15 protein-coding genes are annotated in these 13,728 nt (G+C 57.7%); 4 read left to right on the forward strand and 11 right to left on the reverse strand.

Going from position 1 to position 13,728, the window contains the following annotated elements:
- The first annotated feature begins 11 nt into the window (after window positions 1–11).
- Window positions 12–332, forward strand: coding sequence for a hypothetical protein (locus tag B2P82_RS13280; RefSeq protein ID WP_206991504.1), 321 nt, complete (start codon window positions 12–14; stop codon window positions 330–332).
- Between the two features lie 68 nt (window positions 333–400).
- On the opposite strand, the gene B2P82_RS13285 is transcribed toward B2P82_RS13280, so the two are convergent.
- The 10 genes from B2P82_RS13285 to B2P82_RS13330 all read right to left on the reverse strand — a co-directional run bounded on the left by B2P82_RS13285 (window position 401) and on the right by B2P82_RS13330 (window position 9,804).
- Entirely contained in the window at window positions 401–1,171 is a 771-nt protein-coding gene (locus B2P82_RS13285) for an alpha/beta hydrolase (protein ID WP_290497448.1), read from the reverse strand.
- 29 nt (window positions 1,172–1,200) lie between these two features.
- Entirely contained in the window at window positions 1,201–1,710 is a 510-nt protein-coding gene (locus B2P82_RS13290) for an RNA pyrophosphohydrolase (RefSeq protein WP_206993284.1), read from the reverse strand.
- A 2-nt stretch (window positions 1,711–1,712) separates the two neighbouring features.
- Complete coding sequence (locus B2P82_RS13295) at window positions 1,713–3,011, reverse strand: divergent polysaccharide deacetylase family protein (protein ID WP_290497450.1); 1,299 nt, start codon at window positions 3,009–3,011, stop codon at window positions 1,713–1,715.
- A gap of 83 nt (window positions 3,012–3,094) precedes the next feature.
- Complete coding sequence (locus B2P82_RS13300; protein WP_206991507.1) at window positions 3,095–4,417, reverse strand: S41 family peptidase; 1,323 nt, start codon at window positions 4,415–4,417, stop codon at window positions 3,095–3,097.
- A gap of 28 nt (window positions 4,418–4,445) precedes the next feature.
- Window positions 4,446–5,663, reverse strand: coding sequence for a murein hydrolase activator EnvC family protein (locus B2P82_RS13305; protein ID WP_290497451.1), 1,218 nt, complete (start codon window positions 5,661–5,663; stop codon window positions 4,446–4,448).
- A gap of 34 nt (window positions 5,664–5,697) precedes the next feature.
- A complete protein-coding gene (locus tag B2P82_RS13310) occupies window positions 5,698–6,228 on the reverse strand; it encodes a hypothetical protein (RefSeq protein WP_290497453.1) in 531 nt (176 codons plus the stop codon).
- Between the two features lie 9 nt (window positions 6,229–6,237).
- A complete protein-coding gene (locus tag B2P82_RS13315) occupies window positions 6,238–7,662 on the reverse strand; it encodes a M28 family peptidase (RefSeq protein WP_290497455.1) in 1,425 nt (474 codons plus the stop codon).
- 72 nt (window positions 7,663–7,734) lie between these two features.
- A complete protein-coding gene (locus B2P82_RS13320; protein WP_290497456.1) occupies window positions 7,735–8,337 on the reverse strand; it encodes a peroxiredoxin family protein in 603 nt (200 codons plus the stop codon).
- A 99-nt stretch (window positions 8,338–8,436) separates the two neighbouring features.
- Window positions 8,437–8,976, reverse strand: coding sequence for a GNAT family N-acetyltransferase (locus B2P82_RS13325; RefSeq protein WP_290480089.1), 540 nt, complete (start codon window positions 8,974–8,976; stop codon window positions 8,437–8,439).
- 81 nt (window positions 8,977–9,057) lie between these two features.
- The gene (locus B2P82_RS13330; protein ID WP_206991513.1) at window positions 9,058–9,804 is read right to left on the reverse strand and encodes a Bax inhibitor-1/YccA family protein; all 747 of its coding nucleotides are present in this window, start codon (window positions 9,802–9,804) and stop codon (window positions 9,058–9,060) included.
- Window positions 9,805–10,159: 355 nt separating this feature from the next.
- Here B2P82_RS13330 and B2P82_RS13335 point away from each other — a divergent pair, with 355 nt between their 5' ends.
- Both B2P82_RS13335 and thpR read left to right on the forward strand, forming a co-directional pair.
- The gene (locus B2P82_RS13335; protein ID WP_206991514.1) at window positions 10,160–10,492 is read left to right on the forward strand and encodes a DUF2853 family protein; all 333 of its coding nucleotides are present in this window, start codon (window positions 10,160–10,162) and stop codon (window positions 10,490–10,492) included.
- 82 nt (window positions 10,493–10,574) lie between these two features.
- Window positions 10,575–11,108, forward strand: coding sequence for an RNA 2',3'-cyclic phosphodiesterase (gene thpR, locus B2P82_RS13340; RefSeq protein ID WP_290497457.1), 534 nt, complete (start codon window positions 10,575–10,577; stop codon window positions 11,106–11,108).
- Between the two features lie 12 nt (window positions 11,109–11,120).
- Here thpR and B2P82_RS13345 read toward each other — a convergent pair whose 3' ends face one another.
- Entirely contained in the window at window positions 11,121–12,674 is a 1,554-nt protein-coding gene (locus B2P82_RS13345) for a ShlB/FhaC/HecB family hemolysin secretion/activation protein (protein ID WP_290497459.1), read from the reverse strand.
- Window positions 12,675–12,893: 219 nt separating this feature from the next.
- Between B2P82_RS13345 and B2P82_RS13350 the strand changes: the two genes are divergently transcribed.
- On the forward strand, window positions 12,894–13,728 hold an 835-nt coding region (locus tag B2P82_RS13350), incomplete at its 3' end, for a FecR domain-containing protein (RefSeq protein WP_290497461.1).

Raw genomic sequence — 13,728 nt, forward strand, 5'->3', positions numbered from 1 at the left:
AGGAGACTTCCATGAAACTCTTTTTAGCGGCGAGTGCGGCAATTACGCTGTTCGCCCTGCCTGCGATGGCACAATCCACCACGGTCGAATTCGCAAGCAGCGATGGCACAACCGCGCTTGTTGTATTCTATGAAAACGGCACGGCCTCCATGGATGGAGGCGATCCCATTCCGTACACGATGGATGAAGAATCCAAGACAATCTGTGGTCAGACACCCGAAGGTGATATTTGTGCAACCTTCGACGAACTGGGCGAAGACGTCGGCTTCTCGACTGGCTTTACCAATACTGCGGGCCAATCCGGCACGGCAACGATCACAGCTGCCGACTGATCGGCTGGAAGGACTGAACGGGTTTAGAGGCATTCGCCAATCGGCGGGTGTCTCTTTTCATGACCGCCTCAAGCAGCAGGTTTCGTCTTTGCAAGCCAGGCAACAATGTCCGAAACCACCTTGTCAGTGCCCGGCTCATCCACGATCCAATGGGCATTGTTCGGATATTCCAGAAAGTCACCCGCTACTGGGCTTTTTGCGTATTTTTGCCCCACCTTGCGGACGGCCTTGGCAGGCGTCGCACGGTCTGCACCAGCAGCGATCGTCAGTGTTGGAATTGTAAACAAGGTCTCGTCGATCTCGATTCCATCTGCGATGTCGCCGTAAACCTTCCCGGAGTCGTACAGCGCATCAGCGTAGATCTCTGCATGACGACGCAACGGCACCTTGTTGAGCACGCCATAACGAAATCCTGACTCCCAAACTTTGTAAGCTTTCGAACGATTCCGGCTGATAAGGATGTTGAGAAATGTATAGGCGACCGACAGGGTCACCGCGCTGCAATCCTTGGGCTGAGCCGGCGTCAGGAAGACCGCCTGACTCACGAGCCCCTGCTCGACCAGGCATTGGGCAATCAAGCCCCCCATCGAATGGCCAATCAGGGCAGGCGGGCTGCCAGTTTCACTCTCAATCCGGCGAACCGTATCCGCCATGGATTTCACATAGTCATCCAGGCCGAGATCAGACAGCGAAGCTGGAGGAGAGTCAGGCACCCGCTGGTCCGGAAACAGTGTTGGAGCGTCGCAGTTCCAGCCTGCCGCCTCGAACCCCACGCGCATCCGATCCCAGACCTCACCGCCACACCCGATCCCATGGATCATCAGCAAGGATTTTGTCATCGGTTTACGCCTCTATTGCTTGGAGGGTTTCAACCCTGAACTTCCTTGTGGCCGGGGACCGGTTCGGCCCAACTGGTGAACCGCTGGGAAACTTCAGAATACACCATGCGCTTGAACGGCACGACGAGCGAAGGAACTTCCTCGAGCCGCGCCCAACGCCAAGCATCGAATTCCGGCGTATGCCGGTCGAGGCGAACATCGCTATCGGCCCCCTTGAACCGGAAAGCGAACCATTTCTGCCGCTGACCAATATAAGGCCCGGGCAAACGCTTCTTCAAATCAGGTGGGAAATCGTAGAACAACCAGTCCGACGTCTCCTCGAGAACATCCACCAGTTTTTCCGGTACGCCGACTTCTTCTTCGAGTTCGCGGAGTGCGCCGACCAAGGGCGTCTCGCCCTTGTCGATGCCACCCTGCGGCATCTGCCATTGGAACGCTCCCCGGCCATTGATGCGCCGCCCAATAAAAACATAGCCTGCTTTTGAAAACAGGGCGAGACCGACATTGGGTCTGTAGAGGTCGGGATCGGGCGCGTGTATCGTCACCCTTCCGGGTTTACCGGAGCCTGAGACAAGCTTCCAGTCTGGACGCGCTTCGGTTGGGAAGTTTTTGCAGACACCGAAATCAGGGCAGACGCCGGTGCCAGAACGACCCCACGTTTCTGCATGTCCTTCGTCCAGTCCTTGGCGATCTCGATTGTCAGCGGGAAGGCATATCCAGTTCCCATGGACGCGCCGTTTTCCTTCGCGAGCGTTTCGAGGCCCAGCAACTCGGTCCGGATGTCATCTGCGGTCAGCTTTGCGTCAATTGTGGCTGCGGCGCGTGCAAATTTCATTTGTGTGCGTCCGGCGGCGCGGTCGAAGGCGCCCGTCTGGAAGCTGCCATCCTCGACGAGGGCGATGCCGCGATCATGCAGGGCTTGAAGGACGGGGCCGACAGCGCCGGGATCTTCGGCGAATTTGGCACCCTGATAATTGATGATCCCAAAATATCCGCTTGCCCGGCTGAGCAGCTTTTCGAGACGCGGCAAATTGCGTTCACCGGTGTCGCCGGCCAACAGGGTTTGCGGATGCATCTTCATGCGACCATACTCGAAGGATTCCATTGGCACTTCGATCAGGACTTCGTGTCCTTTTTCGCGCGCCTTGTTGACCCAGTACTGTAGATTGCCCGCGTCTGGCGCGAAGGACAGGGTCACTTCAGGCGGCAACTCTTCGATTGCTGCCTTGGTATGGGTCGCATTGATGCCAAGTCCGCCAATGACGACCGCCACGATCGGCTGGTTTCCGGGATTGGCGAAGGGGCGAGCATACACATCGGACGGTGCCTGGCCGTCAGCAGAAATGCGCGGCAGGGACAGTCCGTTGATCCGCTCCGTCAGGCCCGGAACAGGCGCTGTATCGAGCGACGCTACACGCGTGACCTCGCCATAGGACTCGCCGGGACGCACCAGCTTTCCATTGATCCGAATGCCCTCAACTGAGGACTCTTCATCCCCCTGCCCGGTCGGGACTTCCGACGGACGGGGCGCAGAAGCCTCAGCATATTCCACGCCCAGGCTTGGCTGATCAGAAACCGCATCATCTTTTGCCAAAACAACACGCGCGCCCAGATCCTGGGGCGTCTCCGCCTTCAGCCGGGATTTGAGTGCGGCGGTAGACCCTTGGCTGGTCTCAAACAAGGCCAGCACTTCGCTCGGTCCGGAATCTGCGGGATTGCCGGAATAATGGATCGCGGCACCAAGACTGGCACCCACTCCACCAAATACAAGCAGGCTCATAGCAGCATGGGTCAGACCCGTGCGCAAAGGAGATGGGTCGGCATCCCTGCGGCTAGCCATCGATGGACCTCGTCAAACCAGTTTAAAAGAATTCTGAACAATCAGAATTGCATCCAACTGGTTAACAGGTTGCAAACATCCGGTTAACCTGCGCGCCTCATTGCACTGGCCGTGACAGTGCCTTCCTTGAGCATTTCAATCGCTCTCTTGAGCTGAAAATCCTCACCATCCCAATCTTCAGGCGGCTGCTCATCAGGTAAGGAAACATCTTTGCGCGCTTCACCGTCTTCATTGGCCAACGCGTGCGGCAGGTCGGCCTCGGACCAGCGCTTGATCTGGGCAAGCTCTTCTTCAGACAGGCGTGCCTGGGTGATCTCGATGTCCGGGTCGATGCCGAGCGCCTGAATGGAGCGACCCGCTGGCGTGTAATAGCGCGCCGTCGTCAGGCGGACTGCGCCGCGATCTGCGCCAAGTGGAATGACGGTTTGCACCGACCCCTTGCCAAAGCTGGTCGTACCCAAAACGGTGGCCCGATGCCGATCCTGCAAAGCGCCAGCGACAATCTCGGAAGCCGAGGCTGAGCCGCCATTGATCAGCACGATCATCGGGACGCCCTTAAAGACTTCCCCGGAACGGGCGTTATAGCGCTCCATGTCGGAAATGCGTCGGCCCTGCGTCGACACAACCTCACCGCCAGAAAGAAACATGTCGGAGACCGAAACAGCCTGATCCAGCAAACCGCCGCCATTGTTGCGCAAGTCCACAATCAAGCCGCGTGGACGCGAGCCGGTTTCTTTGGCGATGCCTTCGACTGCCTCTTCAAGCAGCAGAGTCGTGCGCTCGTTGAAGGTTGAAATACGGATATATCCAATATCGCTTTCCTGCATTTTCCAGGTAACGGATTTCTGCTGAATTACTTCCCGGGTCAAAGTGACGTCAAAGGGATCCTCGCCTTCGCGCAGGATCGTGACATCGATATCGGTGCCCTTTTCGCCGCGCATTTCCTTGACGGCTTCGTTCAGTGTCTGGCCGATGATCGGCTTCCCATTGATGGATGTGATCAGGTCACCCGGCTGGATACCTGCACGGCTCGCAGGTGTATCATCCATCGGAGAGATGACTTTGACGAAACCATCTTCCATTGTGACTTCAATCCCGAGACCACCATATTCTCCGCTGGTCTGAACCTGCATCGAACGAAAATCATCCGGATCGAGATAGCTGGAATGCGGGTCGAGTGAGGTAAGCATGCCGTTGATGGCGGCTTTCATGGCGGCCTTTTCGTCGACTTCCGTTACATAATCCTGGCGGGCGCGGGCGAGGATTTCTGCGAACAGGTCCAACTGCTGGTAGGTGACCATGCGCGGATCTTCAGCCCGGTCCTCAGGAGAGGCGAAGGCGGAAAATCCGACAGCCGCGCCACCCAGAACGACACCAAGGGCAGCCCCTGTCAGTAGTGAACGCATATTCCAGTCCTCCATAATCCTTTTGACCTTAGCTCCGGCCTGACAGCCAGTCTGCCGGATTCATAACCTTGTCGCCAAGCCTTAATTCCATATTCAGCTCGGGAACCGGCTCGGCTCGATCAGGCATGCGTCCAACAGGCTCGCCCACAGAAACGCCTTGGCCTTCAGTGACATAGATCCGGCTCATGCCTGTAAGAATAACATGGTAACCGTCACTCGTCCGCAAAATTAACATTGATCCATACGTTCGAAATGGCCGCGCATACTCAACCGTACCGTCAACCGGTGCGACCACTTGGGCATTTGCCCGCGTGGCAAAGGCGACCCATTCCGACTTGCCACCAGTGGGCAACTTTTCGCCAAAGGCCCGCGCAAGCGAACCTGCAACGGGGGGCTTCAGCGCCCCGATGACAGCACGCCCCAGTGGTCGCGAAGCTGGTGTACGCGCAACAGCGGACGTGGCTGATGGTTTCGACGAAGGCGAATTGGACACAAGGCGCGGTCTGAGGTCCGGTTTGGCGCCGGGCGCAGACGGCGCCTGAGCCTCGAGCGATGCCAGCAATGATCTCAAATCTTCTTCCCTGGCACCAATCTCTGCCGCGTGTGCCTTCAACAACGCGATATCGCCGGACAAATCCTCGAAATTCCCACGCTTGGCAGCGGCGAGCCGCTCAATCTCGACCTGTTTCAAAGCTAGTGTCGCTTCGGCAGCGTCGAGTTTGGCTTTTTCGCCGCGGATACGGCGCTCAAGCTCGTTCAGCGTATCGATTTCCCGCGACAATTCTTCCGATTCCGTCGCAAGGCGCGGAGTTGTCTCGCTCATCAGGATGGCCCGGCGCACAGCCGTGTTCGCTTTGCTCGGGGACACGATCAAGGCAGGCGGCTTCCGGCGATTGGATGCGGCAAGCGCTGCAAGCAGGTCTTCCAGAGCCTGGCGGTTCTCGAGCAGGCTCATCTGCGCCGATACTCGACGCGCACCAAGATCGATCAGGGATTTCTCGGCGTTCGAAGCCTGTTCTTCACGGCGCTGGGACTCCATAGCCGCCGAAATCAACTGGCTGTCGATATTCTTTAAATCGCTCAGCGTATTTTCGCCGGCGGCCTGCAGCGCTTCAAGCTTTTGCTCGGCGGCCTGCCGCTCAGCTTCGAGTGCCTGCAACTCTTCCCGGGAAAACGTATCCGGCGCTGCCGCCGTCAAGACAAACGCCGCAATCGATACTGTCAGGGGTCGCCAGAATGCGCTCATCTCTCCCTTATTGCAGTCGGTCATGACTTCAATATTAACCAAGCACGGCAAGTCGCTCTCTGATCGCAGAAACCTGATCGGAAATCAGTGCGCAATAGACGGCATGATTTGACCGATCAAAGGCCGGAGCAAGGCAAACCAGATGCGTGACCATCTCCACGACGATCTGCCCGTCTCGAATAATCGTGCTCGGCCGCCCGGCAAGAACGCCGTGCACGACCTCGTTCCGGTATTCAGCAAGCCGAAGGACGGCGTCGACCTGCCCCGACGTTGCAGGAAGCTGCTCCGGAGGCAAGAGATATCGATCTGACCGCGCGCGTCGCAGCAACAATTTCAAAGGTGCAACTCTTCCAGGCATTTTCAGATCAGCTGTATCTTCCTCCAAAGCGGTCTCATATCCGGAGAGGGCAGCAATGATCGCGCAATTAATCGCCGTGACGAGACCAACTGCAACCCAGCGCCAACGTTCGGGATCCTGATCCACATGATCCAGTTCCCGGTGGGCCAGTTTCAGCCCCTCGAGCGCGGCCGCGAGGGCTGGCCCCACTTTTTCAGCCGCCGACATACGAGGACGTCAGTCCGAACCCATCGATGTCGGCTCCGACTTCCGGAAATCCCATCCTGTCTGGGCCGCAATGTATGTGAACGCCGCGTACACCGCAACATTCTGACGGAATGCCTCCGGATCAATCTTGTCGAATGTATCGTCTGGGGTGTGATGGTAGTCAAAATAGTCCCGGCCATCCTGCGCGGGCGTTACGACAGGCACTCCTGCCCTGCGGAGGACGCCGATGTCAGGCCCACCGCCGGCTGCATTGTCGCCTTCTGAGACACCCAGAGGGGTCAATACCCGTTTCATGACATCTGCATAGGGTATTGCAGCCTCACCAAAATTGGTCTGAAAACGCCAGATGCGGCCGGCGCCAAAATCGCTCTCAGCCGCAAGCATATGCTTGTCGAGATCATCCCCATGTTGCCGGGCGTAAGCATTCGCCCCAAACAAGCCGACCTCCTCAGAGCCGTAGAGAACGACACGGATCGTTCTGCGAGGTTTTCCCGGCAAGTCCGCAATCAGCTTGGCAGCCCCCACGACGATTCCGCAGCCCGCTCCATCATCCAGTGCGCCGGTACCAAGATCCCAACTGTCGAGATGGCATCCGATCAGGATGATTTCGTCTTCCAGATCAGATCCCTCGATTTCAGCGATCACATTTCCGGACGGCGCGGCATCGGCATACTCAACGCCGATGTCGAGATTCACGCGGACCGGGCCCCTGTCTAGCAATCGTGTGAGCTGATCTGCATCAGGGCCCGACAAGGCCGCTGCGGGGAGCGCGCCGAGCGCCCCTTCCCGAAACATGCCGCCTGTGTGTGGCATGCGGTGGGGCTGTGTACCGACAGAGCGGATCAGGCAGGCAACCGCCCCCTTCTCTGCGGCTGCATTGGCACACCCGCCGCGCTTGCGTACGGCAAGCCCGTAGCCCGAACCATCTTGGGTCTTGTACATGCGCTCATCAATGAACGCGATTTTTCCGGCAAGGCTGCCAGCATCAGCCGCCTTTAGGTCGGAAAGGGTTTCAAACCGGACGATATCAGCCTCCAGTCCACCTTCAGGCGTCGCACGACTGCCGCCGAGCGCCGTGATCACGAGATCTTGCGCATTCGCGCCAATCACGCGGGCCGATTCACGGGTCCGCGCCCAATACGGGATCGTGAAATCCTCAACGCGCGTGCGGTCAAAATTCAGCTCCTTGAGCGCGTTCATCGCCCAAACACGCGCCCGCGCCTCATCCGGCGAGCCGCCAAGGCGGGCCCCGACTTCTGTCGTCAGGTCTTCGACAAATTGCAGGCCAACCTCATCCAGCAGAGCATCCGCGATCAGTTGATCCGTCGTTGCCGCGATTTCCGGCGACAGATCGGCATCCTGCGCGAAGGACGGCGCACCGACCAATATGGCCATGCCAGCCAATATTCCCGCAATATGCCTGATCTGTCTCATCCGCTGTGCCTCTCAATGATCTATGCAGCGCAAGACTACATGTCCTTCGAGCAGAGTGAATAGCCCCGTTGCCTAAAGTTGTTCAGCAATCTGCAGGATAAGGTCGAGCGATGGGCGGTCCTTGTAACCTTCCTCGCGCAATACTGCCCGGACCGTCTCATCCGTGCCGATAAACATGATTGCAGGGTGGGGAATGCCGAAATAGCGCGAGCCAGGCTTCATCTCTTCATTCAGCAAATTAAACGCCGAAATAGCTTCCGAACCGGGATCGGACAGGAGTTCAAATCCAAGACTGTTCTTGCGGACAAACTTCGACAGAATCTCGGGATCGTCATACGAAATTGCGACAAGGGGCCAGCCCAAGTCGTTGAGGTTGGCCGAGATATCATCAATCTGCTTAAGCTGTTTTTGGCAGTAAGGGCACCAGTCCGCTGAACGCACGAAGGCGACCGCAATCCCCTTCTCTCCCATGAGTTCAGACAGGCTCGTCGCATCTCCAGTGTGTCTCACCAGATTGACCGAAGGCGCAGATTGACCAAGCGCCAGACCAATCTGAGGTGTTTGCATCTCGGTGGCCGTATCCGGGGAGGCTGTGATTGTATCGGCCGCATCCTGAGCGTTCGCCGCCGCTGGCAGCATGGCAAGCACGGAGGCAAGAGTAAGCGTACGGATCATGGGGCGTCTCCTCTGAAGTCTGTGCACCAGCCTTACCCGCATGCAGGATCAGTGGCGAGGCGTAAACGGCACACCTCACACAGGCTTGATCGGTCGTTATCAGTTGCGGCGGGCCCGCCATTCATCGGCCGTCTGGCCGTAGACATCCCACATCATGCCCTCAAACGGCGGCGGCGTTTCCCGTTTTCTCATGAAGCGGCTACCCAGACGCTCGGCTACGCGAACAGAGGCTGCGTTCTCTGGCAGGATCGTATGGATCACCTCACTCCAGCCCAGAATATCCACCGCATAGTCCATCGCCGCCGTCGCGCCTTCGGTCGCGTATCCCCTGCCCCAGGACGACCGCACGAGTCCCCAGCCGATCTCCGTACCCGGCCAGCCGTTTGGTCTCCAAGGGCCGAGCCGACCCACCCATTCTCCAGTAGATTTCTCGATCACAGAAAACATGGAGAAGCCCTCAATCGTCCACGCACCGGTCATCGTGCATATTGATCGCCAAGTCAGCTCCGGCCCCTGAACGCCGCCGAGATGGCGCATCACGTCTTCATCGGCATGAAAGGCGTTCCACGCGGGGATGTCTTCTGCGCGAGGCGGACGCAGGAGTAATCGTTCGGTCTCGATTGTCGGACCTATGGCCATGATGACATCCCCCGCCTACCGCACACAAAAAAGCCCCGCCTTGCGAGCGGGGCTTTGTCTACTCTTATCAAACCAGCGACGCTAGTCGCGACCCGACATGATGGCCAGCAGGAACTGGAACATGTTCACGAAGTCCAGGTAAAGGCTGAGCGCACCAAAGGTTGTGGCAACCGCCATGGCCCGGGCATTGCCGGCAATCTGGAAATACATGTTCTTCAGGCGCTGGGTGTCATATGCGGTCAGGCCAGCAAACACCAGAAGGCCGACCACCGAGATCACCATGTGCATCATGCTCGACTGGAAGATCAGCATGTTCAGGATTGACGCGACGATGATGCCAACGACGCCCATGATCAGGAAAACGCCCCAACCGGACATGTCGCGCTTTGTGGTATACCCGTAGAGCGACAGGCCACCGAACGCGATGGCCGTTGTCAGGAAGGCCTTCGACACGATCAGCATGCCGTCCGGCTGGCGGGCATAGACATACACGATGGCGCCCATGCCGACACCGATCAGGGAGACGACGGACCAATAAACAAGGTTCGCCGCTGTGGGCGACGGGTTCTTCATGACGAAGCCTGACAGAAGCAGGATCGCCAATGGAGCAAACATGATGACCAGACCGATTGGTCCGGTCAGGAGGGTCAGTGTGACGCTTTCCGGCACCAGCGCGCCAAAGGCATAAGCCAATGCTGCGGTCAGCAGCAGGCCAAGCGCCATCTTGTTGTAGACGCCCAGCATGAAGCTGCGCAGACCTTCATTGACCGACATGTCCATCGTCTGGCCAGAGGGCCCCGGCGAATAGGCACGATTGAAGTCATTCATAGGTGCAATACCCTTTCTGGTTGAAAGGCGGGGATTTATCACCCGCCAAACTGATCTCGAATATGGTGCTGACAGTTAAGTTTAGCAAGTTAAACCGGCGGTAAATGCGACCGCCACCGTTCGCAATGCCCGCAGGCGATCAGGCATCTGAGCCTAGGTCGAATTGGCAGAACCTGCCATGAATCCTGACCTCCGGCGCGATGTGTTGTCCTGAAAGCTCATTTGGGAGAAGGATCAGGCCCTTTCCTGCTGCAATCAGACAGGTCTTATGGATTGACTTGAAATTACCCAAGGTTAATTTTCGTGTTCTGGCGTAATTCCAACAGTGGGGACGCCAAGAATGAAGGGGACAAAAATGGCAGACGCATCTGAATATGCCGAAAACATCAAGAAATATGCGAAAGGCTACAATCAGGCCGCAGCAGAAAAGATCGTGGGACGACTGGGGATTGCCTTGCGCAATCGGGACAGTTCCATTGTCGCCTGCAGCGATTCTGTTGAACTTGATCGCATTCGCGAGAAGTGGTGCCGCGGCAAGCTGGGTCTGCCGCACACTCAAGGCGAGCTGGACGCAGCCATCAAGGCAGTTTGCGACCAGATGAGCGCCGAAGGTGGCTCAAAGTCACGTGTGACGTTCTACTATTTGCTGGCAGAACACTTCGGTAAGCTGGACGCGCTCGCCAGCTGAACTGGGCGAAAAGCAAAAGTTTCTGAAAACCCGGTCGCTGTACCGGGTTTTCTTTTGCTTCGGAAACCTGTTCAACCGGTCCATGTATCGCTTGTTTGCCGCCCTCCCTGTTCCGGAAGAAATTCATCCGGGGCTGATCCAGACGCAAACTGGCCTGTCCGGTGCCCATTGGCGACCGCCCCGGAATTTTCATATTACATTACGTTTCTTTGGAGACGTCTCACACGCCGACGCTCGCGACCTCGACGAATTGCTTGCCGAGATATCCTGTGCGCCGTTCGAGGTGTCATTGGAAGGCATGGGATGGTTCGGCCGGCGGGAACCTTCCGCCGTCTGGGCACGAGTGCGCGAGAGCGATGCCTTGCGTGCGCTGTCCGCGCAATGCGAACGGGCCGCCCGTCGCCTGGGCCTTGCGCCGGACCGGCGTCCGTTCACGCCGCACGTTACCCTCGCCTACCTGCACGGTACTCTGCTCGACGAAGCCGCGGCATGGGTCGAACGCCATCATGCCTATCGCAGCACTGTGTTCTGGGCCGAGGGCTTCCATCTGTACTCGAGCCATTTGGGCGATGGACCCAGCCGCTATGTGGCTGAGGCCGACTATGTGCTGGGTTGACCGGCAGCTGGCCTAATAGGTCACCGACATCTGGAAGAACTGCTGCCAGTCGCGGTTGTTTTCATCATACGGCGTACGGGTGAGAGGCTTGGCAAGTTCGATTCCTGCCGACAGTCGGTCAAGAATGTTGATCCGCAATCCCAGCGCAGCTGACTCCATGTCCTTCTGTCGGACCCCGGTCGGCGTGTCATTCCAGACCATCGCAGCGTCGTATGAAACATAGCCTTGCGCAAACGAGATCAGATCGCTCTCAGGCGAAAAGCCTGCGCGCAATTCCAACAGGCCAGCGATGCCCTCATCACCGGATATTTCACCATAGCCGTACCCGCGTCCCATTACCGGTCCGCCCACAGAGAATTCCTCTGCGGACAACAATGGCCCATCGGAAACCTGCCCCGACAGCAAAGCGTAGATGCCAAAATACTTCCCAATGTCGTGATAGTAGGATGTCTTTGCGTAGAGCTTGGTAAAACTCGCATCTGCATCGTAGCGGGATCGGAACTCAACGGACTCGCCAGACGCGCCGAGAATGTCCAACCCGGATGAGAGTTCGACGAAAAAGTAGGTTTTTGATCCATCATCCGTCTGGAGACCGCGAAGCGCCACACGTGTAACTCGCAATTCGTCTCGATACCCGCCCCCTGACGTCCAGTCATTCTCCAAATGTGCCGCGTCGAATTGCACGCTCGCATACAAACGGTGCGTCCGCCGCTGAATGAGGGGACGCTCATACTTCATCCAGAGTGACAGGGACTCTCCGCCAATTTCGGGACTGTTCGGATTGTGCCCGTCCTGCGACAAAGCAGTTGCGGCCCCAAAAAGCAGGCTGTCGCCCGGCTGGAACGAGTAGCGATAATTGGCGCTCACCCTGGCATACTCGCCCGGGTCAACGGGCGTTGTGAACACGTTCAGCCGGAACTGGTCGCGATCTGCGAGGACGGAGTTGAACGCCACTCCTCCATATGCCTGCAATGGGCCAACGCGTTCAGACCCCCGATTGCTCAGCCCTGCATAGCCTTCCACCGGATCGAAATCTGTCGTCAGCACCAATTCGTGGCGGGAAGGATCCTCCGGGTCGGGCCGGATACGCGAGGTGACAGACATGCCTCGGATCGCCTTGATCCGGGCCAGTCGACGGTCAAGGTCTGGGAGATGCGCAATCGGTGCGTCGGTGAAGCCCTTCATGATGGGCGACGCCAGGTCAGTACGTGTGCCATCGAACTCAACCTGTGAGATGTGACCTTCAATGACCGTGATCGTGGCGATGCCCGACTCGAGCGCCTGCCGGTCAACCACCGCTTGCGACAGGAAGTAGCCTTCGTCCCGGTAGGCCTGAGTAATACGATCCGCGATGATCACCAGATCTGACATTTGAGTCGGCTTGGCCAACTGCTTGTCGTAAGAAAATGACAGTTGCTCAGGCGAAATCGTTACTGCACCGACGACCGATACACCCAGAAGAGTGAAGCATCCTTCGTCGCCAAGCTGACATGATGGCGCAACTTTTTCAGGACTTTCGAGACGCCCCCGCAGCAAGCTCGACAATGCGTGTGCTGGACTGGCCATTGCAGATGACACCGTTATCATCGACGCAGCCGCGAGCAGGCGAAGGCGAAGATTTTCCGTGCGCGCAGCTCGCAAGACCGTATTCCATTTATTAGAGTATGAGACTCGTTCCTATTCGGAATTTGTGAATGCCATCTTAAATACCTGCGTTTCATATTAACTCGGCATTTAGAGCCGTGATGTCTAATAATACCCTGATATATATGGGGTTTATATAAGATGTTTCGATTTCTGATTGCCAGTATTCTCAGCGCGTGCCTAGCGGCAAGTTTTCAGTTCGCGTCTGCGGATTCAGACTCCTGGCAACTCGCGGAAAGTCATGGTGTCGTTCGCGTCATGGTGCCTGGAACGGCTATCGCCAAGGCACGGCCGGGCATGGAGCTTCCCACCGGAACATTGGTCACGACCGGCAAGACAGGCACGGCCACACTCGTACGAGATGACCAGCGCATCAATATCGCCTCCGAGAGCCGGCTGGTCCTGTCGGAAAACTCCGACGCAATGACCCGTATCCGTCAGGATGCAGGTTCGGCCGCATATGAGGTCGATCGCCGCAAGTCGAAACACTTTCGCGTTGACACTGCGCTCATCGCAGCTGTGGTGAAGGGTACGGTCTTCACGGTTTCAGCCAGCCCGGAAGCCGGTAGGGTACACGTGTCAAATGGCTTGGTAGAAGTGCGCTCGCAAGGCGCAGGTAACTCTGTAGACGTACACCCCGGCGAAACGGCGTCCATCGTTCGCAGTGCGCCTGACGAAATCACCGTGCGTGGTCCGAAGGACGCATCCAACGGTGTTGAAGGCTTGAATGTACCTCCAATCGATTACGCAGAAGCCTCGGAAAACCTGCTTGAGCCTGTCGAAGCTGGCGTCGAAGCCGCGCAAGACCGGTCGAATGGCAATCAGGGGCTCGGAAACTCTGTGGCGAACACCGCTTCTGAGGGGACTTCAGACGAGCACGCTGGCGGACCGAATGCCAACGCGGCAGCCGCAGCCTTCGCCGCCGCAACCAATGCTCGAAATGCCAGCCTGAATGGAAACGGTGCCGAGAATGGAA

Origin of the sequence: Hyphomonas sp. UBA4494 (assembly GCF_002388935.1) — a bacterium.
GTDB lineage: Bacteria > Pseudomonadota > Alphaproteobacteria > Caulobacterales > Hyphomonadaceae > Hyphomonas.

What these genes read in the sequence shown, in the direction of transcription:
- B2P82_RS13285 (WP_290497448.1), bottom strand. Translation starts at nt 1,171, where the DNA reads ATGACAAAATCCTTGCTGATGATCCATGGGATCGGGTGTGGCGGTGAG.
- B2P82_RS13320 (WP_290497456.1), bottom strand. Translation starts at nt 8,337, where the DNA reads ATGATCCGTACGCTTACTCTTGCCTCCGTGCTTGCCATGCTGCCAGCG.
- B2P82_RS13300 (WP_206991507.1), bottom strand. Translation starts at nt 4,417, where the DNA reads ATGCGTTCACTACTGACAGGGGCTGCCCTTGGTGTCGTTCTGGGTGGC.
- B2P82_RS13325 (WP_290480089.1), bottom strand. Translation starts at nt 8,976, where the DNA reads ATGGCCATAGGTCCGACAATCGAGACCGAACGATTACTCCTGCGTCCG.
- B2P82_RS13310 (WP_290497453.1), bottom strand. Translation starts at nt 6,228, where the DNA reads ATGTCGGCGGCTGAAAAAGTGGGGCCAGCCCTCGCGGCCGCGCTCGAG.
- B2P82_RS13280 (WP_206991504.1), top strand. Translation starts at nt 12, where the DNA reads ATGAAACTCTTTTTAGCGGCGAGTGCGGCAATTACGCTGTTCGCCCTG.
- thpR (WP_290497457.1), top strand. Translation starts at nt 10,575, where the DNA reads ATGTATCGCTTGTTTGCCGCCCTCCCTGTTCCGGAAGAAATTCATCCG.
- B2P82_RS13315 (WP_290497455.1), bottom strand. Translation starts at nt 7,662, where the DNA reads ATGAGACAGATCAGGCATATTGCGGGAATATTGGCTGGCATGGCCATA.
- B2P82_RS13305 (WP_290497451.1), bottom strand. Translation starts at nt 5,663, where the DNA reads ATGAGCGCATTCTGGCGACCCCTGACAGTATCGATTGCGGCGTTTGTC.
- B2P82_RS13295 (WP_290497450.1), bottom strand. Translation starts at nt 3,011, where the DNA reads ATGGCTAGCCGCAGGGATGCCGACCCATCTCCTTTGCGCACGGGTCTG.
- B2P82_RS13330 (WP_206991513.1), bottom strand. Translation starts at nt 9,804, where the DNA reads ATGAATGACTTCAATCGTGCCTATTCGCCGGGGCCCTCTGGCCAGACG.
- B2P82_RS13345 (WP_290497459.1), bottom strand. Translation starts at nt 12,674, where the DNA reads ATGGCCAGTCCAGCACACGCATTGTCGAGCTTGCTGCGGGGGCGTCTC.
- B2P82_RS13335 (WP_206991514.1), top strand. Translation starts at nt 10,160, where the DNA reads ATGGCAGACGCATCTGAATATGCCGAAAACATCAAGAAATATGCGAAA.